Origin of the sequence: Vreelandella zhuhanensis, from assembly GCF_009793355.1 — a bacterium.
Taxonomy (GTDB): Bacteria; Pseudomonadota; Gammaproteobacteria; order Pseudomonadales; family Halomonadaceae; genus Vreelandella; species Vreelandella zhuhanensis.
The window spans coordinates 52,859-72,453 of the sequence record NZ_WTKP01000003.1 but is presented as its reverse complement, the minus strand read 5'-3'; the positions used below and the strand labels follow the sequence as shown (position 1 = coordinate 72,453).

Below are 19,595 nucleotides of genomic sequence, written 5' to 3'. Positions count from 1 at the left end.
CGGCTTGCCTGTTTATCCATGCATTCACTGCTGCTTTGGTTCACGCAGCCGTTCGGCCTCTTCGCGCAGGGTATCCAGCATCGGCGCCTTGGGTTCCCAGATGGCTTCCCACTCGGCGATGGCCTCACTGAAGAAGTCGGCATCGGCTTCAACGATATTGATATCCAGCGCGCGGATCTGTTCTTCCTGAGCCGCATCCATTTCTTCGAAACCACTCAGGACGTTTTCCAGATGTTCGGCCATGGTGGTGTCGATCAATTCACGATCTTGCTCGGAAAGCTCTCGCCATACCCGCCCGGAAACCACGCCCACCATCGGGAACATCATGTGATTGGAAATCAGTAGATTATCTGCTTGCTCGTAAAACTTGAGAATCAGAATGGAATCGAAGTCCATATCGATGGCATCGACTTGGCCATTGGCCAGCGCATCGTAGACTTCCAGCAGCGGCATCGGCGCCGGGGCCGCACCCGTGGCGGTATAGAAGTCGCGAATCGGCTCGAAGGGGGTAATACGGATACGCAGGCCGTTCATGTCCTCGGCGCTTTCGATGGGATTGCGGCTGAGCACCTGACGCATGCCCACCATGCCGTAACCCACCCCGACCATGCCGACCTCGACAGGCATAAGCTCGAGCAACTCGGCGGCGGCATCGGAACGCAACAGTCGGGCGGCGTGATTGACGTCATCCACCAGGTACGGCGCATACAGGGCACCGAAATCCGGAATGCGATTGGAAATCTCGGCGATGGTCAGAAACGCCATGTCCAAGGCGCCGGTTTGCAGCTGCTGGACCATTTGCGCTTCGTTACCCAACTGCTGAGCTGGATAAACCGTCACGCTATGTTCGTCGTCGGAACGCTCCTTCAAGGTATCGGCAAAGGCCTCGGCTTCGATTGACCACAGATGCTGCGCCGGGGTGATTAACCCCAAGCGGAAATCGCGTGCCTGGGCATTAAAGGAAGTCGCCGCCAGCGTCGCAGCCGTCACGGCCAACGCCAAGGTTTTATTCAAGTTCATGTTGCGCCTCATCTCCATCCAGCGAAAAGGGCACCAGGGTGCCCGTGTTGTTGGAATTATGTTTTTTTCAGTGAAGCACGAGAATACCGCAGCCAAGACAATGATGGCACATCCATTGGTTGCACCGAGGCGAATGCATTCAGGGGGTTTCGTAGGCTGCCTTGAGACGATAAAACTCCGCCACGATAGCTTCCATGGCCACGGCGTCATAATCACACAGCCCACTGACCACGAGCTTCTTGGAACCGATACCCATGGGTATGCCATTGGAATGAATGGAAAATTCGAGCAGGGCCTCCGCCCGCTTGCCATTGACCTTAAGCGATGAGCGACTCAACGTTAAATTGGGGGAAAAGCCATCCAGACGTTCCAACGAAAAGCCCATGCTGTCATAAATCACCAGCGGACGCTTAGGGTTGAACATCACCCCATGCTCTTCCATCAACGGCTTGAGATAGTGCGGAAAATTCTTGCCGGAAAACGCCACATAACAACGCGAAAACGCATCGATCGCCGAGTTGTCGCGGGTAGTTTCACCTGAGCGGGTTACCGTCAGGTAGCATTTGCCGTTATCGTCGGTCACATGAATATCGCCGTTTTCCACTTCGCTGAAGGTCAGGGGGGTGTCCGCCCCCACCATCGCCAGGAAGTGAAATTGCATGTGCCGCGATAGACCAAAACGTTCCAGCACCAGCGTGAACAGCAAATCCCCCGGCACGCAAAAACGCCGCGCATCGGGGTTGTGAATCGGGTTGTAGTCGCCGGCCACTCCCTTGGCGAATCGGCTGGCCTGCTCTGCGGAAATCATGACTTGCTCTCCGCGCTGCGAATAAAATTCCTTGAACATGGCGTTTGCTGCCTGCCTCTGCCTTGCGTTGAAAACGAGATCCAAAATGACCCAATCCCGCGCATAATGCCATAAAACCGAGGCTTACAGGAGCCGGAGGCCAAGGATGTTCAATTTACTTGTGTCAGGGTACACCTACAGATGTTTCAGACATCCGCCGTTTCCCGAAACGTTTTTTTAAACAAAAGGAAGACGCCATGTCGGAGCTTTCAACGCCAGTGCGCCATCGTCTGTCCAGGCGTATCGTCCTTTGGGCAGGCGGCATAGGGCTGATACTTGTCGCCCTCGGCGTGGCCTGGCTAGCGGCTAGCCATTGGTTGCTCAATAGCCAATGGCTGGCTCAGCGGCTTTCCCAGGCGGAAGGTGTCGAGATCAGCTGGGAAAGCGGCACTAGCCGTCATCCCGGCCGCTGGGAACTCACCGGCCTCTACCTGGCTCGCGACGATAGCCGACTCGCCCTTTCGCTAGCCGCCGAGCAGGCAACAATTGAGCTTTCATTGCTGGCAATGCTGCGTGGCGAGCTGCATATCACCTCCCTGAATGCCCAGGGGATTCGCCGCCTCACCCTGAATGAGTACCGTCTGGAAGGCGATGGCAACCTTCAACTCGAAGATACCCGACTAACGCCGGATTACCTGGAAATCCCGGTGCTTGCTCTCTCGCTGCAAGAGGCACGTATCGATCGTGGCTCCAGCAACCTGAGCCGGGATATCGCCTTGAACGCCGACCTTTCCCTTGAACGGGTCACCCCTTCCCAAGCCGGCCCGAAAATCCTCAGCGCGCTTTCCGGCAGGCTTGATATTCAAGCCTATGCGGATGCCTGGGATGTGTTTAACCCCTACTTGCAAGCGTTGCCCTGGCTGAGTCTTTCCGGTCACGGCAGACTGCAGGGCGAGCTTTCGCTGTCCAAAGGCGTGTTGCAAGCGGGTAGCCGCCTGCGACTTGACTCGCCACGGTTGCGCGTCGAGGTCGATGAGTTGCGCTTGAATGAAGTCGACGATACCGCCGACAGCGCCCGGCGATGGTCGATCCCCCGGCAAATGTCGCTCACCCACTACGCCCAGGGCCAAGGCAACGTCACCTTGGAGGTACCCCACGAGACTCCCGATAGTCTGAGTTTTGCCGCCCGCTGGAACGACGTCATGCTGTCGGATGGCGAGCCTTACGCCGAGCATACCCATCTGACGCTACTCACCCAGCTGCCCAACCAGCCTCTGAATCAACTCGAAGCCCCCACTCATGCCCAAGCCACGCTCAAAGGGGATATCACGCGCTTGGATATGCTCGACCGTTACTTGGCCCCTACCCTTGATGGCCAGGGATTCGAACTGCGTGGCTATGGCTCGCTTGATGCCAGCGTCTCCATTGTTGAGGCACGCCCCAGCCAGGCTGAGCTCAGGGTGGAATCCCCGCGCCTGGAGGCGCGTGCATTGGGGTTCGCTGCCAGAGGCCGCGGCTTGCTGAACGCTGTCTTGCAAGAGAGTCGGCAATTGAGCGCTGATATCACCCTGAATGAGGCCGAGCTCGACCACCATGGGCGTCGCCTATTAACAGACGCCGATCTCGACCTCCACCTCGAAAGCCCGCTGGACGCTGACACTGCCCTGGCCCAAGCCGAAGGTTCCGTGGAATGGAAGGCGGCGCTGCTGCCCGACATTGCCGTCTTGCAGTATTATCTGGCGCCCTATCTCCCTTCCCCCTCGCCGCTGGTCCTGGCGGAAGGCAGTGCGCAAAGTGACGGACGCTTGAGTGTCACGCGGGAAGGCGTCCAGGGGAAAGCCACCCTGACCGGCCGGGAGCTGCGTACCCGCTTTCGCGACCACAGCCTGACCAGTGAGATGCGGCTTGACCTGACACTGAACCAGGCGACCTTGGACGCCACGCAGCTGGACATCAGCGGCAGTCGCCTGAGTTGGCAAGCCGATAGCGAGGCCGACACCGAGCGCCTGGAAAGCTTGGTGGTGCTACGAAAAGGCCACTTTCAGCGTAATGAAGACAGTCCCAGCGGCCAAGTCGTGGCCGAAGGCATGGTGCAGCATCTAGGGTTTCTCAATACTTTTTTGCCCGACGCTCATGGCTTGGCGGTGGATGGCAACGGCCAGCTGCGCCTACAACTTGATTTCGAAGGCAATCGCCCTTTGCCCGGCAGCCGGTTGCGTATCAATGCCGACAACCTCTACGTGGGGTTTCTCGACCACCAGGCACGCGGGCGTGGCGAATTGACCGCACAGATTGACCCGGATGATCACGCCCAATTATCTCTGGTTCTGCCTCGTTTCGAGCTGCGCCGCACAGATGACCCGCGCCCTCATCTGGAAGGGCGGCATTTCGCCCTGGTCACCCAAACCAGGCAACTTTCTCAACTGTTGAACACACCGGATCCGCGCGATTTTGTTACGCAAATTTCCCTACCGATTACCCAGGTGCCCGACCTGAGACGCTACAACGCCTACTTGCCGGAAGAAGCGGGTATCACCTTTCTCGGCGGCCAGGCCAGCCTGAGCAGCGAGATGACGCTCAAGGGGCTAAAAGCCGAAGGAAACCTGGAACTGCAAGCGTTCGGTGCCGAGCTGTCGTTGCTCGACCAACACTTGCGCGGGGATTTGACACTCGCGATTATCCTTTCCGAAGGTGATTTGAAAGCACGTCGCTTTCAGGCCGATGGCTCGCGCCTGCGCCTGGATAACGTCCAGCGGCTTTCCACTGAGCGACAAGGCGCCGGTGACCCGCAAGGCGATGCTGGTTGGTGGGTACAGCTCGATTTACAACAGGCGCGACTGCATTGGGCGCAACCGCTGACGCTGGAAAGTCAGTTGCAGCTGAGCATGCGCGATAGCGGCCTGCTGGCGCGTCTGTTTCTGCAACGCGCCCGCGACAACCCATGGCTGGGGAGACTGCTCAACGTGCGCAATATCGAAGGGACGGCTCAACTCGACCTGGATGAAAACCAGGTGGAACTGCGCGATATTCAGCTGCACGGCGGGGAAAACCTGTCGTTACTCGCCGACCTGATGCTAAGCGACAGCACGGCTAGTGGCGCCCTTTATGCTCGACTGGGCGTTCTGGCCCTAGGGGTCGGGCTAAAAGAAAACTCACCGGAACTGCATCTAATCAGCCCCAGGCGCTGGTTCAATGACTGGCGCGAACGCCAGCCATGAGCCCCGAACTGCCAGCGGTGTTCTCGATCACAGTCTCAGTCATGGTCACGGCCGCTATCGTGTTCTCGGCGAATCATGCGGACACGCTCCTTGGCGATTCGCGCCGACTTACCTGGCTCGTCGGGTGGCGGCTCCTTGGGAGGCAGCGTCACCCAGGCAAATACCGGCAACGCAAGCCTCCAGTGAATAGCCGCCAGACGCAAGCCCAGCGTCACCGCCAGCGAACCGCCAATGATGGCCATGAACGGTGCACCCAGAGCGTCAAGTGTCACGTAAGTGATGCCTCCGGCTATGGAGGCCGTGGCGTAAACCTCCTCGCGCAACACCATGGGAATGCGTCGAGCAAGAACATCACGCACCATACCGCCCGCCACCCCGGTCAATAGACCCATCAACACCGCTACCATAGCGGGGCTTCCCAGCAGCAGCGCCTTGTGGGTGCCGATAACCGTGAACAGCGCCAGCCCGAAAGCATCCGCCACCGGCAAGAAGCCTCGCGAAAGTCGATGAATATAATGAAACCCCACCAGCGCCAGCCCGACGGTCGCCAGAATCACCCACAGATAGGAGGGGTCGCTCACCCAGAATACCGGCCTAACGCCCAGCACCAGATCGCGCAGAGTGCCACCGCCGATTCCCGTCACCGCTGCTAGAACCAACATGCCAAATGGGTCCATACGGGTGCGACATGCCAGAATCACCCCGGAAAGTGCAAACACCACCACGCCGGCCAAATCCAGCCAATAGACCCACTCCGTCACCGCTTACCTCCTAATAGCTGTAGCTTTAACAACTTATCTCCAACGCCCGGACAAGCGTCCGGGCGTTTTTAATGTTCTACACGAACCTTATGCAGCCAGCCACCTTCCGCTACCGTTATCCTGTACGCTAGCCTGATTAAAGGTTGCCATTACAGGAGCTTCGATGGAGTGGAATCCCGCTTATGCCTGGCTGATCATCGCCTTACTGCTTAGTCTGGCGGAGCTTTCTTCCGGTGGCATGGTACTGCTTGCGCTGGGCATGGCTGCCGCCCTCACCGGCCTGCTTGCCTGGTTGGGCCTTTCGCTTGCCTGGCAATTGGTCGGCCTGGGTATCCTCGCCGGCCTTCTGGTGCCCATCGCCATCAAGTTCATCCGCCCCTGGTTCTCGCCACGCGGCGTGGCCTATGGCACTACCGGCACCGGTGTCGAAAAGGGACGTAGCTACCGCACCCTTAAACGCGATTTCGATGGCGCGACAGGCATCAAGATCAATGGCGATTTTTACCGCATCCGAATAAGTGAAAACGGCGCCACCGAACTTCCGGAAGGCATGGTCGTCACTTTCAAGTCATTCGATGGCACCACCGCCATCGTTACCCTCGACTCACTCAAGGAACATTGAATATGGATTTACCTGTTAGCCCGGGATTGATCATCAGCCTGATCATCGTACTGCTCGGCATCTTTATCGTGGCCAAAGGGTTGGTAATCGTCCGCCAGTCGGAAGTCATGGTCATCGAACGGCTCGGCTCGTTCAGCCGCGTGCTCGAAAGCGGCATCAATATCATCGTTCCGTTCATCGACCAGCCGCGGGCCATCAAAATGCTTCGTTACCGCAAGATGGGTGACGAATATCAAGCGATCACCAGCGACGAGATCCGAATCGACCGCCGGGAAACAGTCATGGATTTCCCCGGCCAGCCGGTGGTAACCACGGACAATGTCACGGTGCGCATCAATGGTGCCCTTTACTACCAGATAATCGACCCTAGACGCGCTGTCTATGAAGTGGAGAACATGAGTCAGGCAGTGGAAGTACTGGCCAAGACGACACTCCGCTCGGTGGTGGGTAAAATGGAGCTCGACAAGCTGTTCGAGTCGCGTGCGGAGGTCAACAACGAAATTCAGGCCGCCATGGAAGAACCCGCCTCCAAATGGGGAGTAAAGCTTTCTCGGGTCGAGGTGCAAGACATCGCCATGCCGGAAGAAGTGGAAACCGCCATGCGTTTACAGATGGCTGCTGAGCGTAAACGTCGCGCCACGGTGACCGAAGCCGAAGGCGAGAAATCCGCTGCCATCGCCAAGGCCCAAGGCCAGCGCGAATCGTCGATCCTTAATGCTCAGGGCGACAAGGAATCGGCCATTCTACGCGCCCAAGGTGAGCAGGAGTCGATCAAACTGGTACTCAATGCCATCGGCGACAGCGAAGAAAACAAGCGTACCGTCGTGGGCTACCTGCTCGGCCAGAGCTATATCAAATCCTTGCCCAACATGGCCAAGGATGGCGAGCGGGTCTTCATCCCCTACGAGTCCTCCGCCTTGCTCGGTTCCATGGGAATGTTTCGTGAAATGGCGGGCTCACCGGAAAATGCGGTGGGCAAGCACCTTGGAACGAACGGTAGCGCGAGTGATCTGCGTAGCGGCATGGTAGGTGGCGCCGGCAGCAGTGCTGATTAAACTTCATTTCTTACTATTCAGGGACCTGGTCCCGAAAAACTGGCTCCGTAAATAAGTGGCCCGGGCTTATCTTTGGATTAAAGGCGTTTACACTATCCCCGCTGGAAGGGATAGACCGAGCCGATCTTGAGCATTTGAGTCAGCTCATCCAAGGCGGTCAGGGTTTCTTCGGCAAGCTGTGGGTCCGCGAGGTCATCCGGGGTGAGGCGGTCGCGGTAGTGGCGGTTCACCCAGGCGGTCAAGTCGCCGTATAACGCATCATTCAACAGCACACGCCCCGAAAGCGCTGCGCGTTCGGCTTCATTAAGCACCACACGCAAACGCAGGCAGGCCGGGCCACCGCCATTGCGCATGCTCTGCTTCACATCCTTGACGATTACCTCAGCGATCGGATTATTGCCCGCGAGCAGGTAATTCTGGATCGTGCGCCAGACGCTTTCGTGCTCCTGACATTCGCCGGGCACCACCAGGGTCATGCCGCCATCAGGATTGGAGAGCAGCTGGGAGTTGAACAGATAAGAAGCCACGGCATCTTCCAGACTGACGGCTTCCAACGGAACCCGTACCGGTATCAATGGCGTGGCCAGTTTGGCGCGCAGTTCGTCCAGCGTTTTTTGCTCATCGAGAAACGCCATTTCGTGGTAAAGCAATACCGGTCCGTTGCCTACCGCAATCACATCGTTGTGAAACACACCGGCATCGATGGCGTCCGGATGCTGCTGGGCGAAAACCGTCTGGGCCGCCGAAAGCCCATGCTGGCGCGCCACTGCCTGGCTGGCTTCTAGCGTCTGGCGGGCTGGATAATGTCTCGGCTCTCGCTCGGGGTTGCCGCCGAATGCCTGGCGCCCATAGACGAAGAGATGCACCGCCGGTTCAGCGTAATCGCCACATAGCCGGGTATGGTTGGCCGCCCCTTCGTCGGCAAATGCAGGCGTCGCCGGAAGCACGGGGTGATGCGCGAAATGCTCTTCGTTGCGAAAGATCGCTGCCAGCACACGCCCGGTGGTTTCGGGCTCGAGAAAGCGGTGAAAGCTTGACTGCAAGTTGGCCGGGGTCATGTGCATTCGGCCGTTCGGCGCATCCACACTCGGGGTCACGGTGGCAGCATTGGCCGTCCACATGCTCGATGCCGAGCACACCGCGCGTAGCAGTTGAGGCGCTTCTTTTGCCGCCCGCGACAATACCTCCATGGTCGAGCCGCTGAAGCCAAGAGCACGCAAGGCCCCGATATCGGGGCGCTGCTGGGGCGGCAGCACGCCCTGAGCGTAGCCGGCATCCAGTAGCGACTTCATCTTGGCCAAGCCCTGCAAGGCGCCTTCTCTGGGGTTGGCCACTCGACCTTCATGACTCATCGAGGCCAGGTTACCCACCGCCAGCCCGGCGTAGTTGTGCGTGGGGCCGACCAGGCCATCGAAGTTGACTTCCCGATAATCCATCGCGCTCACAGGTTGACCCCCGGCGGCAGGGTATCGGGCATTTCCAGCGAATCGGACTCCATGGAAGCCACCGGATAAGCACAGTAATCGGCAGCATAATAAGCACTGGGCCGGTGGTTGCCGCTTTCACCCACCCCGCCGAAGGGTGCATCACCAGCAGCCCCGGTGGTCTGGCGGTTCCAGTTGACGATACCCGCACGAATCCGCAGCAGAAAATCATCCCAATCGCTGGGTTCGCCACCGATCAACCCGGCGGAAAGCCCGTAACGGGTATCGTTGGCAAGCGCGATGGCATCATCCCAGTCGCGATAACGGTGCACCTTGAGCAAGGGCCCGAAATGCTCCTCGTCAGGCACATCCAGACCAGTGACATCGATCAACGCCGGGCTTAGCAGACTGGTATCGGCTTCGAGCCGCTGCATGCGCGCCATGACGATACCGCCCATGGTTTCCAGGTCATCCTGAGCCTTGAGCAGACCATCGGCTGCCGCCGCGCTCACCAGGCCACTGTAGAAAGGCTGCGGTGTTTCCTCGAATTGAGCGGCGACATGCAGCTTGGCGATGGCCTCGGCCAGCGCATCGAGCAAACGGTCGCCAACCTCACCCTCCGGTACGATCAAGCGTCGCGCGCAGGTGCAACGCTGCCCGCCGGAAAGAAAGGCCGACTGCAGGATAGTCAGCACGGCGGCGCGCTGGTCCGGCACATCCTTGATGACCAAGGGGTTGTTGCCGCCTAGCTCCAGCGCCAGAATCTTTTCCACCTGGCCGGCAAATTGTCGATGCAAGATGCCCCCCACCTTGGCGCTACCGGTGAACAGCAGACCATCGATAGCCGGATTACCCGCCAGGGCCTGGCCGACTTCCACGCCACCCTGTACCAGGTTGAGCACCCCTTTCGGCAGTCCGGCTTCTTCCCAGCATTGCAGCGTAAGATCGGCCGTCAGTGGTGTCTGCTCACTGGGTTTGAAGACCACGGTATTGCCCGCCAGCAGTGCCGGCACTATATGGCCGTTAGGCAAGTGACCAGGGAAGTTGTAAGGGCCGAACACCGCCATCACGCCGTGCGGGCGGTGGCGCAGCACCGCTTTCGCACCATTGCCGGCACCGCCCACAGGCTTTTCGCGTGTTCCGGTGCGTTCGTGGTAAGCCTCCAGCGAAAACGTCACCTTGCCGACCATGGCACCGACTTCCGTACGCGCCTCCCAGAGAGGTTTTCCGGTTTCACCGGCAATCGCGACGGCCAAGGCTTCCCGGTGGCTCTTGAGCACCTCGGCAAAACGCTGGACCAACGCCTGGCGCTCATTGAAAGAAACACGCGCCCAGCTCGAAAATGCCTCTCGGGCACTGTCAATTGCTTGATCGACCTGTGCCGGACTCGCCGCCTTGGCCTCCCAAAGAGCGTGCCTGGCTACAGGGTCGATTTTGGTGAAAGCATCCGCTCCGCCATCGATCCAGTCGCCATTGATGAATAGTTGTTGTTTGGCGTGCATAACCGTCTCCTAAGTCTCGAGTAAGCGAAGGGTATCGCCCGTGCTGACCTGCAATTGCCGCGCTTCTGCCTCGCTCACCATAATAATCTGGTCATCCGAAGGCCCACGCCCTACCCAAGCGGCGTAAAAATCCTTTATGTCCGTGGTCGCCGCCAGCCAGCGGCGCTCCTCGCCTGCCACCAGCTGTTTGCTTACTTCTACCTGACACAGGCGCGATTGGCGCACCGCCTGCACTTCATCGATATAGGCTTCCACGGTGGGCCCGCCATCGAAAATATCGATATAGCCTTCCCAACGCAGCCCCTCTTTCTTGAGCATTTCCAGTGCCGGACGCGTATCGCGATGAACCTGCCCGATACAGGCACGGGCATCGGCGCTCATAAAGGTAGTGTAGAGGGGAAACTTGGGCATCAACTCGCCGATGAAGCTTTTGCGGCCCAAACCGGTCAGCCGGTCGGCTTCGCTGAAGTCCATGGGGAAAAAATGCTTGCCCAGACTTTCCCAGAACGGGCTTTTATTGTCCTCGTCGAATACCCCGCGCATTTCAGCCAGCACCTTTTCCGGGAATCGGTCACGGAACTGGGCGATGAACAACCAGCGAGCCTTGGACAACAGCGCGCCGTTGCGCAGATGGCGAAGTTCCCGGCCGCGATATTCCGGGCGCAGAAACAGCGAACAGACCTCGGCATCACCGGTGTGGTCGGAGCTCAGAAATAGCGTCTCGAACGTGCGATGCAACTCCAGCTGTACCGAGGAGTGAGCCAGTTTTCCCAGGCGGTAATTGTAGAACGGCACGCCCTTTCCCACTTGCCCTTCGATGGCGCAACAGCCGGCCAACTCACCGTTGCTTTCGTCTTCGAGCACGAAAAAATACAACCGATCATCCACCGGCACCCGTTCTTCGAAGGCACAGGCGGCTGCTTCGATCTTGCCGGCAAGAAATTCACGATTATCGGGTAACGAGGTAAAGCCGACACCGGTCTGGCGTGCGAGTACCTGCAAGCCATCCAGATCATCACGTGCGATGGGTCGAATGCGCATCACATCTCTCCTTCATCGAGCACATTCGGCGCCGATGGCAGCGCCAAGGGCGCGGCCAGCACAGCACGGCCCTCTTCCACGCCAAGCCTTTCGGCATGTTTCGTGGTAAGCATCAACTGGCCGGTCAGCGACAGGGCATAGCTTGCCATGATGCAGCGAAAATCTTCACGTTTCTGGTTGGCGATCATCACCGGTTCGGCCTTGGGCAAAGTCGATGCCGGGCGCAACCGCACCGGATGCCAGGCAGCTCTTCGGCAAGTTTCCAGGCGTTCGCGCTGGGCCTCGACCAACGGCCCCGCATCGAAGATGTCCACATGACGCGAAAGGTTGAAGCCTTCCGCCAGCATTTCCCGAAGCGCTGTTTCATGCGCTGGATGCTCATGACCAATCACGGCCCGCGCCTCATCGGTGAGCAGCGGCAGATAAAGCGGGAACTGCGGCATCACTTCGGCGATAAAGCTTTTCGAGTGCACCCCGGCAATATGGTTGATCGCTTCATAACCACAGGCGAAAAAATGCTGCCCGACGCTGGCCCAGAACGGCGATTCGCTTTTCTCGTCCAGGTAACCCGGAAACGCCACCGCCAGGGTGGTTGAAAAGCGCTCCGGGTACTGGGCGATGAACATCAGCCGTGCCCGGCGCAGCAGGCTTTCCGCGGGTGTTCCCTTGTAGCGCGCATCCAGGGTGAACGCACATAGCAGGCTGGCCTCGGACACTTCATGGGAAAGCGCCAAGGTTTCGACCTCGCGGCGCACGTTGAGCTGCTGGGAGGCGTGAATAAGGGTTTCCCGGCGGTAGGTGTAATAGGCATCCTGCGCCCCGGCATGGGCACGAATGCTTGCCGTTCCCAGCACTTCTCCCCCCTTAACGTCTTCCAGCACGAAGGTGTACTGTTCATCGCCGGGGGCGTCGATATCGCGGCTGAACGCCTCTTGCGAGCGTGCAATACGCTCCACCAGCCGCTCACGATGGGCCGGAAGGTTGGTCAAGGGCGGTATGGCGCGAGCCGCCAGGCGCTCAAGAGCGGGCAGATCCTCGGTTTTGACGGGACGTATCAATAGCATGCGCTTATGCCTTAACCACGAGTTTCTCGATGGCTCGCTCCAGACGCGCCATGCCTTCGGCAATATCTTCCTCGGGAATCACCAGCGAGGGCGCCAGCCGCAAGACGTTGGGTCCGGCAATCAATGCCATCAAGCCTTCTTCAATCGCCAACGCCAGAATGTCCTTGGCCCTGCCTTCGTATTCCGTGGCCATCTGGGCACCCATCAGCAAGCCCATCCCACGAATTTCCTTGAAGACCCCATGCTTGGCATTGATGGTTTCAAGGTGCCCACGAAACAGCGCATGACGCTTCTTGACGCCTTCCAGCACTTGCGGCGTATCGATGAACTCAATGGCCGCCAGCGCCACTGCAGAGGCCAAGGCATTGCCACCGTATGTCGAGCCATGAGTGCCGATGGCAAGCGATGGCGCGATCCTGTCGGTGGTCAACATGGCCGCCACGGGAAAGCCGCCCCCGAGGGATTTGGCGGTGGTCAGAATGTCCGGCGTCACGCCGTAGTTCTTGTAGGCGTAAAGCTCTCCGCTTCTGCCCACCCCGGTCTGGACTTCATCGAAGATCAACAGCGCATTATGCTCGTCGCACAGCTGGCGCAACCCTTCAAGAAAATCAGGCGTGGCCGGAAGGATACCGCCTTCACCCTGCATCGGTTCGACCATGATGGCACAGGTATCATCACCGACCAGCTGCATCACGCTTTCCAGGTCATTGTAATCCGCATGCAGAATGCCGCCGGGTATCGGTCCGAAACCTTGCGAATACTTCGGTTGGCCGCCCACACTCACGGTGAAGAAGGTACGTCCATGGAAGGACTGGCGAAACGAGATGATCTTGTCCTTGTGCTCGCCGTGGTGCTCCACCGCCCAGCGGCGAGCCAGCTTCAAGGCGGCTTCATTGGCCTCGCCACCCGAAGAGCACAAGAATACCTTGTCGGCGAAGGTGCGCTCGACCAGCGCCTTGGCCAGCTTGAGTGCCGGCTCATTGGCAAACACATTGGACAGGTGCCAGAGCGTTTCACCCTGGGTCTTCAATGCTTCCACCAGCACCGGATGGCAGTGTCCCAGGGCATTCACCGCGATACCTCCGGCGAAATCGATGTACTCACGCCCCTGCTGGTCCCATAGGCGGCTGCCTTTGCCACGCACCGGAATCACTTCCTGGGGGGCATAGTTGGGGGTCATGTAACGATCGAAATCGTGACGATTCGGGGTGTAGTCCATGAGAGGCTCCCTGCTGGGATAAGAAAATGGGATAAAATGAATGGCAAGACAAAGATCGTATGAACATCCATCTTACCCAGTTGGTATAACAACACAATTGCCGGGCACGAAGGCCCGGCAATCATTGCCTCATGGCTAAGGTTTCACTGGTGACTTTTTATGAAGAGCGCGGTCAGTCCGTCACCCCGGAAAACAGCAACAGACCCACCAAAAGAATCCCGACAATCACGATGACGATAGGTATCAGCTTATGCATCCCCTTGGGCGATTCCTGGGCTTCCGGTTGATGATGCGATTCTATCTCCTCGTCATCCTGGGGATAGCGTTCGTTCATTAAGTGCTGCTTTTCTTCTTCCCGAGTCTTGCTTTCTCTGGTGTCCATTTTTCATCTCCTCGCTATTCGGTCAAGCCAAGGCTATTCATTCAGACAATACGATGTTTCAAGTTCAGTGTTACAGGTTCTCCACGTCGAATTCCACCATGGGGTTTACATCGGCTTCGTAATCCACATCGTCGCGCTCGAATCCGAACAGCTTCAAGAATTCATGCTTGTACCCAGCATAGTCGGTAATCTCGAAGAGGTTGTCCGTGGTAACCTTCGGCCACAGGTCCTTGCACGCCTGCTGGACATCATCACGCAACTCCCAATCATCCAGGCGCAAACGCCCTTTCTCATCGGTAGCAGGCGCTCCGTCGTACAAATAGTCAGCGAACAAGCGGTTGAGCTGATCGATGGTGCCTTCGTGCAGGCCTTTTTCCTTCATCACCTTGTAGACCATGGCGATATACAGCGGCATCACCGGAATGGCGGCACTAGCCTGGGTCACCACCGACTTGAGCACCGCCACATTGGCACCACCCTGGGTTTTCGCCAGGCGCTGGTCGATTTCATGGGCGGCGCGGTCCAGGTCTTCCTTGGCCTTGCCCAGAGCGCCATGCCAGTAGATCGGCCAGGTGATTTCGGTACCGATATAGCTGAACGCCACACTGCGCGCGCCTGGCGCCAATACGCCGGCCTTGTCCAGGGCATCGATCCATAATTCCCAGTCTTCGCCACCCATCACCGCCTTGGTGTCTTCGATTTCCTGCTGGGTGGCGGGTTCGACTTCGGCTTCGATAATACTGTCTTTGTTGGTATCGATCGCTGTGGCGCGATAGGTCTCACCGATAGGCTTGAGCGCCGAACGCTTGAGTTCGCCACTGTCCGGGAGTTTGCGCACCGGGGAAGCCAGCGAATACACCACCAGATCAATCTGACCCATGTCCTGCTTGATGATCTCGATGGCCTTGTTGCGCGCCTCATGGGAGAACGCATCGCCATTGATCGATTTGCTGTAGAGCCCTTCGGCCTTGGCGAACTTGTCGAAAGCCGCACTGTTGTACCAACCGGCGGTACCCGGTTTTTTCTCGCTGGGCGGCTTTTCAAAAAACACGCCCAATGTATCGGCACCATACCCGAAAGCCGCGGTAATGCGCGCCGCCAGGCCGTAGCCGCTGGAAGCGCCGATCACCAGGACTTTCTTGGGCCCGGCGCTTTTGTCCAGGCCACGCGAACGCGTCGCTTCGATCTGCTCCAGGACATTCTTTTCACAACCCACCGGGTGGGTGGTGGTACAGATAAAACCGCGGACCTTGGGTTTGATAATCACGCAAAACCTCTCAATAGTAAGTAGACAGTGGAATAGGCACCATTCTAGCGAGCCTTGGCCGTGGTGTCCGCCCTTGAGCCAAATCGACTTTCGCGGCACGATGGCGCCTTGGCTCCCAAAGCCAGGTCCGGTGAACAACAGAGGCGACAATGAACGCACAGCAACTGGTAGATGAGCGCGGTGAGCTATGGCTGGCGCTGGCACCGCTTTGGCTGGACAAGGAACCCGGTGAGCGCGGTTACGCCCATATGGTAGCAGTCATCGAGGCTCACGAAATGACGCTGCAAGAGCTTGAATGGCTATTTCGCCTGGAAATGGCCCCTGTCATGTCGCGTCATCAGATGTCAGTGGCCAGCGAATGGCGAAAATTCGATGACCGTAAGCTGATGCAACAGTTGGTCACTCACAACATCAAGTTGACCGGTTGGCGGCGCAAGAGCTGGGCCCTGTTTTCAGGATTGACCACCATGATGGTGCGTCACCGCTGGAACGAGTTGATGGGACGAGTGATGGTGGCTCGCGGCGAGCTTCCACGCTAAAAACCGGGTCAAGCATTTTCAAGCGTCAATGTTCTTCCAAGGCCTTTTCCAAGGCTTCACGCAGGGGCAGGCCATGGTCGCGAGGGCTGAAGCGCGCAATCACCCGGCCATCGCGAGCCACCAGGAATTTGGTGAAATTCCATTTGATGGCCTTGCTACCCAGTACGCCCGGGGCGGCATTCTTGAGCTCGGCAAACAACGGATGCGTTTCCCGGCCATTGACCTTGACCTTTTCCATCAACGGAAAGGTCACCCCGTATTTTGTTTCTCCAAAGGCACAGAACTCTTCCGCACTTTCCGGTGCCTGATGGCCGAACTGGTTGCAGGGAAACCCCAGCACGATAAAACCGTGATCGCGATAGCGCAGATAAAGCTGCTCGAGCTCTTTTAACTGGGGAGTGAAACCGCATTTACTGGCGACATTGACCACCAGCAGTACCTGCCCGCGCAAGGCATGCAAATTGAAGGGTTCTCCCTGGTGGGTGTAGCAAACGTGATCATGAATCGCCATGGTTACTCCCACTACAGACCGCGGTACAACGAGGTGGTTCTTTATTCACTTCAATATCAATCTACTATTATCAACCTTGCCATGAGTGCCGACCAAGCGCCAGCGCAACGCTTAAACCAAGGGGCCGGCTATTACCCGTAGCGCCAGGGCGATCAATAGCACGCCGGTGATTCGGTTGATCCAGTGCGCCCGTTGCTGCAGCCAGGGCAGCACCCGCGAATGCGACAGAGCCACCGCCACCAGCACATACCAGCCTCCGTCGATGATCATGGCTGTCGATACGATAATTACCTTGGCCGTCATGCTCATGTCCGGCGTGACGAACTGACTCAACAAGGCGACGAAAAACAGAATCAGTTTAGGATTACCCAGCGCTACCAGCACGCCTTCCCGAGCCGCCTGGCCATTGGTGCTGATGACTTGACCGGGATGCATCGCCCCGCCTTTTCCGGCGCGCAGCGCCTTGATTCCGAGCCATGCCAGATATGCTGCGCCACCCCAGGTAATCAACTGAAATAATAGCGGAAATTGCACGATCAACTTTCCCAATCCCCAGACGGTGAGTAGCGCGTAAAACCCGACACCCAGCGCATGAAACAACGCCGCCACCACACCGGGCACGCGGCCGCCGCCAAGCGTATGGCGAAGCACCAGCGCCAGGCTAGGCCCTGGCGACATCGCCCCCATCATGCAGATCGCGACTAACGACAGCCACAGTGAAAATGCCATTCAAGTCCTCCTGTTGATGCGCCTGAGGCGCGATATAGGCGCTCCGGCCATTGTTGCCGAGAAACGCTGCCTAGTGTAAGCGATAAGCCGGGCAAGGGACGCCAAGACAGGTAAATAACGCTGTTAGCATGGTATTGTGTTGGGTAATATTTGTCTTTTTTCTCGACGAGCGTGCAGCCCTCATGGGGCAGGCACGGCCAACGACCAGCACAGGACAGCAACATGGGTAGGGCATTTCAGAACCGCAAGGAATCCATGGCCAAGACGGCCGACGCCAAGACCAAGGTGTACAGCAAGTACGGCCGTGAGATTTACGTTACCGCCAAGGCCGGCGGCAGTGATCCCAATGGCAATCTGGCCCTGCGCGGCCTGATCGAGCGCGCCAAGAAAGACCAGGTGCCTTCGCACGTGATCGACAAAGCGCTGGACAAGGCCAGCGGCGCCGGTGGTGAAGACTTCTCACCGGCGCGGTATGAAGGTTTTGGGCCAGGCAATGCCATGGTCATCGTCGAGTGTCTGACCGATAACCCCAACCGTACCTTCGGTGACGTGCGCGGCTGCTTTACCAAGACCAAGAGCAAGATCGGCACGCCCGGTACCGTCAGCCACATGTTCGATCACTGCGCCATCTTCTCGTTTGCCGGAAGTGACGAAGAAGCCGTGCTCGAAGCATTGATGGAAGCGGATGTGGACGTCACCGATATCGAACAGGAAGACGGGCGTATCACCGTCTTCGCCCCGCATACCGACTATGCCAAAGCCAAGCAGGCGCTGCTGGAAACCTTCGGCGATATCGATTTCGAGGTCGACGAGATTCAGTTCCTGCCCCAGACCACCACTGCCCTGGAAGGCGATGATGTCGCGGTTTTTGAAAAATTGTTGGGCATGCTCAACGAGCTCGACGATGTACAGAACGTCTATCACAGCGCAGAACTCCCCGACGACAGCCACTGAACGTTGCGCTACGCTTGCATAGGACGGGTAACTAAATGTATATATCTTGCATCGATGCGCAGTGTTTATAGACTTATATTTATAGAACACGCTGATTTCTCGATAAATAACATACCGTCGCTGATCAATGCAGGAGGGAATTCATGAGCATCGTCCATGTCACCGAGAAAGAACTTCACGCCAAGCTGGAAAAATGTTTCGCCGGAGAGCGTGTGCTGGTGGAACATGACGGCAACCGGTTCAGTGCCCGAATACAGCATGTGGGGTTCGTGGGAGTGAAAGTGATTCCGGAAACCGACCTGAAACATAGCCACGGCGAACCCGGAGATGTAGAGGGGATCACCGTGCCTTACAAGGATATTTACGAAGTGGAAATCAAGGGCGTGGTTTACAGCCGACTCCAGGACTGACACGCCCCCGATTCGAGAGATAGCGCGAGATCAAAACTCCAGGCAGATCTTGCCGAAGTGACGCCCGGCTTCTTCATAGCGAAATGCATCCGCAATGTCTTCCAACGGGAAACGCCGGTCGATAACCGGATGCATGTCGGTGGCGTCAATCGCCCGAATCATTTCCTGCTGGTTGCGCCGGCTGCCCACAATCAAGCCTTGCAAGCGCGCCTGCTTGGCCATCAGCTTGGCGGTGGGGATATCACCCTCACGCCCGGTGAGAATGCCAATCAAGGCAATATGTCCACCAATACGCACTGCATCGATGGATTGCGGCAAGGTGACCGGGCCGCCGACTTCAACCACATGGTCCACCCCGCGGCCACCGGTCAATTCCTTGACCTTCTTGCCCCACTGGGGTTCTTTTTCATAGTTGAGCGTGTGCTCGGCACCCAGCTCCTTTAGTCGCTCGATCTTGGCATCCGACGAGGAAGTGGCGATTACCCGCGCCCCCATCATGCGGGCGAATTGCAGGGCGAATATCGACACGCCGCCGGTGCCCAATACCAGCACGCTATCCCCCGCTTTCAAGCCGCCGTCCACTACCAGTGCCCGCCAGGCGGTCAGGCCCGCGGTGGTCAGGGTGGCGGATTCAGCATGGCTGTAGCCCTTGGGTTGATGGGTAAACCACTCGGCTGGATGAATCACCTGCTCGCGCGCGTAGCCGTCTACGCCGTCGCCCGGCGTGGTGGCAAAGTTTCCCACCCGGGCGGGGCCTTCCAGCCAGTGGGGGAAGAAGGTCGAGACCACCGCATCGCCTACCGCGAATTCCGCTACGCCCTCGCCCACGGCCTCCACCACACCGGCACCATCGGACATGGGAATGCGGCCTTCCTCGGTAGGGATCATCCCCGCCACTACCGCGTAATCATGAAAGTTGAGCGAACTGGCATGAATACGCACACGTACCTCGCCAGGACCGGGTTCGCCCGGCGCCGGGGCATCCTGAAGCTGAAGGTTATCCAGCCCACCGGGTTGTTTCAGGGTTACCGTTTTCATCGCAAGCTCCTTGTGCATGTCGGATTGATGCATTGGCAAATTGGCCAATTGC

19 protein-coding genes are annotated in these 19,595 nt (G+C 58.1%); 6 read left to right on the top strand and 13 right to left on the bottom strand.

What is annotated here, in order from left to right:
- Positions 1-24: 24 nt before the first annotated feature.
- Both GPM19_RS04645 and GPM19_RS04640 read right to left on the bottom strand, forming a co-directional pair.
- Positions 25-1,020 carry a TRAP transporter substrate-binding protein gene (locus tag GPM19_RS04645; protein WP_160417727.1) on the bottom strand — a complete coding sequence of 332 codons (996 nt, stop codon included), beginning with the start codon at positions 1,018-1,020 and terminating at the stop codon, positions 25-27.
- A 139-nt stretch (positions 1,021-1,159) separates the two neighbouring features.
- Positions 1,160-1,867: a DUF3581 family protein gene (locus tag GPM19_RS04640; RefSeq protein WP_160417726.1), complete on the bottom strand. Its 708-nt coding sequence runs from the start codon at positions 1,865-1,867 to the stop codon at positions 1,160-1,162.
- Positions 1,868-2,064: 197 nt separating this feature from the next.
- On the opposite strand from GPM19_RS04640, the gene GPM19_RS04635 reads away from it, so the two are divergent.
- Positions 2,065-5,025 (top strand): hypothetical protein, encoded by a 2,961-nt coding sequence (locus GPM19_RS04635; protein WP_160417725.1) that lies wholly within the window; start codon positions 2,065-2,067, stop codon positions 5,023-5,025.
- A gap of 35 nt (positions 5,026-5,060) precedes the next feature.
- Here the strand turns inward: GPM19_RS04635 and GPM19_RS04630 are convergent, their stop codons facing one another.
- Positions 5,061-5,786 carry a trimeric intracellular cation channel family protein gene (locus GPM19_RS04630; RefSeq protein WP_160417724.1) on the bottom strand — a complete coding sequence of 242 codons (726 nt, stop codon included), beginning with the start codon at positions 5,784-5,786 and terminating at the stop codon, positions 5,061-5,063.
- 163 nt (positions 5,787-5,949) lie between these two features.
- Here GPM19_RS04630 and GPM19_RS04625 point away from each other — a divergent pair, with 163 nt between their 5' ends.
- Complete coding sequence (locus GPM19_RS04625; RefSeq protein WP_160417723.1) at positions 5,950-6,408, top strand: NfeD family protein; 459 nt, start codon at positions 5,950-5,952, stop codon at positions 6,406-6,408.
- Positions 6,409-6,410: 2 nt separating this feature from the next.
- Positions 6,411-7,463 (top strand): SPFH domain-containing protein, encoded by a 1,053-nt coding sequence (locus tag GPM19_RS04620; protein WP_160417722.1) that lies wholly within the window; start codon positions 6,411-6,413, stop codon positions 7,461-7,463.
- Between the two features lie 92 nt (positions 7,464-7,555).
- Here the strand turns inward: GPM19_RS04620 and astB are convergent, their stop codons facing one another.
- From astB to fabV, 7 genes are all read right to left on the bottom strand, one after another.
- Positions 7,556-8,899 carry an N-succinylarginine dihydrolase gene (astB, locus tag GPM19_RS04615; RefSeq protein WP_160417991.1) on the bottom strand — a complete coding sequence of 448 codons (1,344 nt, stop codon included), beginning with the start codon at positions 8,897-8,899 and terminating at the stop codon, positions 7,556-7,558.
- A 5-nt stretch (positions 8,900-8,904) separates the two neighbouring features.
- Positions 8,905-10,389, bottom strand: coding sequence for a succinylglutamate-semialdehyde dehydrogenase (gene astD / locus GPM19_RS04610; RefSeq protein ID WP_160417721.1), 1,485 nt, complete (start codon positions 10,387-10,389; stop codon positions 8,905-8,907).
- A gap of 9 nt (positions 10,390-10,398) precedes the next feature.
- The gene (astA, locus tag GPM19_RS04605; RefSeq protein ID WP_160417720.1) at positions 10,399-11,430 is read right to left on the bottom strand and encodes an arginine N-succinyltransferase; all 1,032 of its coding nucleotides are present in this window, start codon (positions 11,428-11,430) and stop codon (positions 10,399-10,401) included.
- Entirely contained in the window at positions 11,430-12,494 is a 1,065-nt protein-coding gene (locus tag GPM19_RS04600) for an arginine N-succinyltransferase (protein WP_160417719.1), read from the bottom strand. Before GPM19_RS04600 ends, astA begins: the two co-directional genes overlap by 1 nt.
- A gap of 4 nt (positions 12,495-12,498) precedes the next feature.
- Positions 12,499-13,713: an aspartate aminotransferase family protein gene (locus GPM19_RS04595; protein WP_160417718.1), complete on the bottom strand. Its 1,215-nt coding sequence runs from the start codon at positions 13,711-13,713 to the stop codon at positions 12,499-12,501.
- A 172-nt stretch (positions 13,714-13,885) separates the two neighbouring features.
- Positions 13,886-14,095 carry a hypothetical protein gene (locus GPM19_RS04590; protein WP_160417717.1) on the bottom strand — a complete coding sequence of 70 codons (210 nt, stop codon included), beginning with the start codon at positions 14,093-14,095 and terminating at the stop codon, positions 13,886-13,888.
- Positions 14,096-14,165: 70 nt separating this feature from the next.
- Positions 14,166-15,362, bottom strand: a complete 1,197-nt coding sequence (fabV, locus tag GPM19_RS04585; protein ID WP_160417716.1) for an enoyl-ACP reductase FabV — start codon at positions 15,360-15,362, stop codon at positions 14,166-14,168.
- A 149-nt stretch (positions 15,363-15,511) separates the two neighbouring features.
- On the opposite strand from fabV, the gene GPM19_RS04580 reads away from it, so the two are divergent.
- Positions 15,512-15,901 carry a DUF7079 family protein gene (locus tag GPM19_RS04580; RefSeq protein ID WP_160417715.1) on the top strand — a complete coding sequence of 130 codons (390 nt, stop codon included), beginning with the start codon at positions 15,512-15,514 and terminating at the stop codon, positions 15,899-15,901.
- A gap of 25 nt (positions 15,902-15,926) precedes the next feature.
- On the opposite strand, the gene GPM19_RS04575 is transcribed toward GPM19_RS04580, so the two are convergent.
- On the bottom strand, positions 15,927-16,412 hold the full coding sequence (locus GPM19_RS04575; RefSeq protein WP_160417714.1) for a glutathione peroxidase: 486 nt from the start codon (positions 16,410-16,412) through the stop codon (positions 15,927-15,929).
- Positions 16,413-16,523: 111 nt separating this feature from the next.
- Positions 16,524-17,141 (bottom strand): LysE family translocator, encoded by a 618-nt coding sequence (locus tag GPM19_RS04570; protein ID WP_160417713.1) that lies wholly within the window; start codon positions 17,139-17,141, stop codon positions 16,524-16,526.
- Positions 17,142-17,363: 222 nt separating this feature from the next.
- On the opposite strand from GPM19_RS04570, the gene GPM19_RS04565 reads away from it, so the two are divergent.
- Together GPM19_RS04565 and GPM19_RS04560 are read left to right on the top strand one after the other, a co-directional pair.
- Positions 17,364-18,095, top strand: coding sequence for a YebC/PmpR family DNA-binding transcriptional regulator (locus GPM19_RS04565; RefSeq protein WP_160417712.1), 732 nt, complete (start codon positions 17,364-17,366; stop codon positions 18,093-18,095).
- A 143-nt stretch (positions 18,096-18,238) separates the two neighbouring features.
- On the top strand, positions 18,239-18,505 hold the full coding sequence (locus tag GPM19_RS04560; protein WP_160417711.1) for a hypothetical protein: 267 nt from the start codon (positions 18,239-18,241) through the stop codon (positions 18,503-18,505).
- Between the two features lie 30 nt (positions 18,506-18,535).
- Here GPM19_RS04560 and GPM19_RS04555 read toward each other — a convergent pair whose 3' ends face one another.
- The gene (locus GPM19_RS04555) at positions 18,536-19,543 is read right to left on the bottom strand and encodes a zinc-dependent alcohol dehydrogenase family protein (RefSeq protein WP_160417710.1); all 1,008 of its coding nucleotides are present in this window, start codon (positions 19,541-19,543) and stop codon (positions 18,536-18,538) included.
- Positions 19,544-19,595 lie beyond the last annotated feature (52 nt).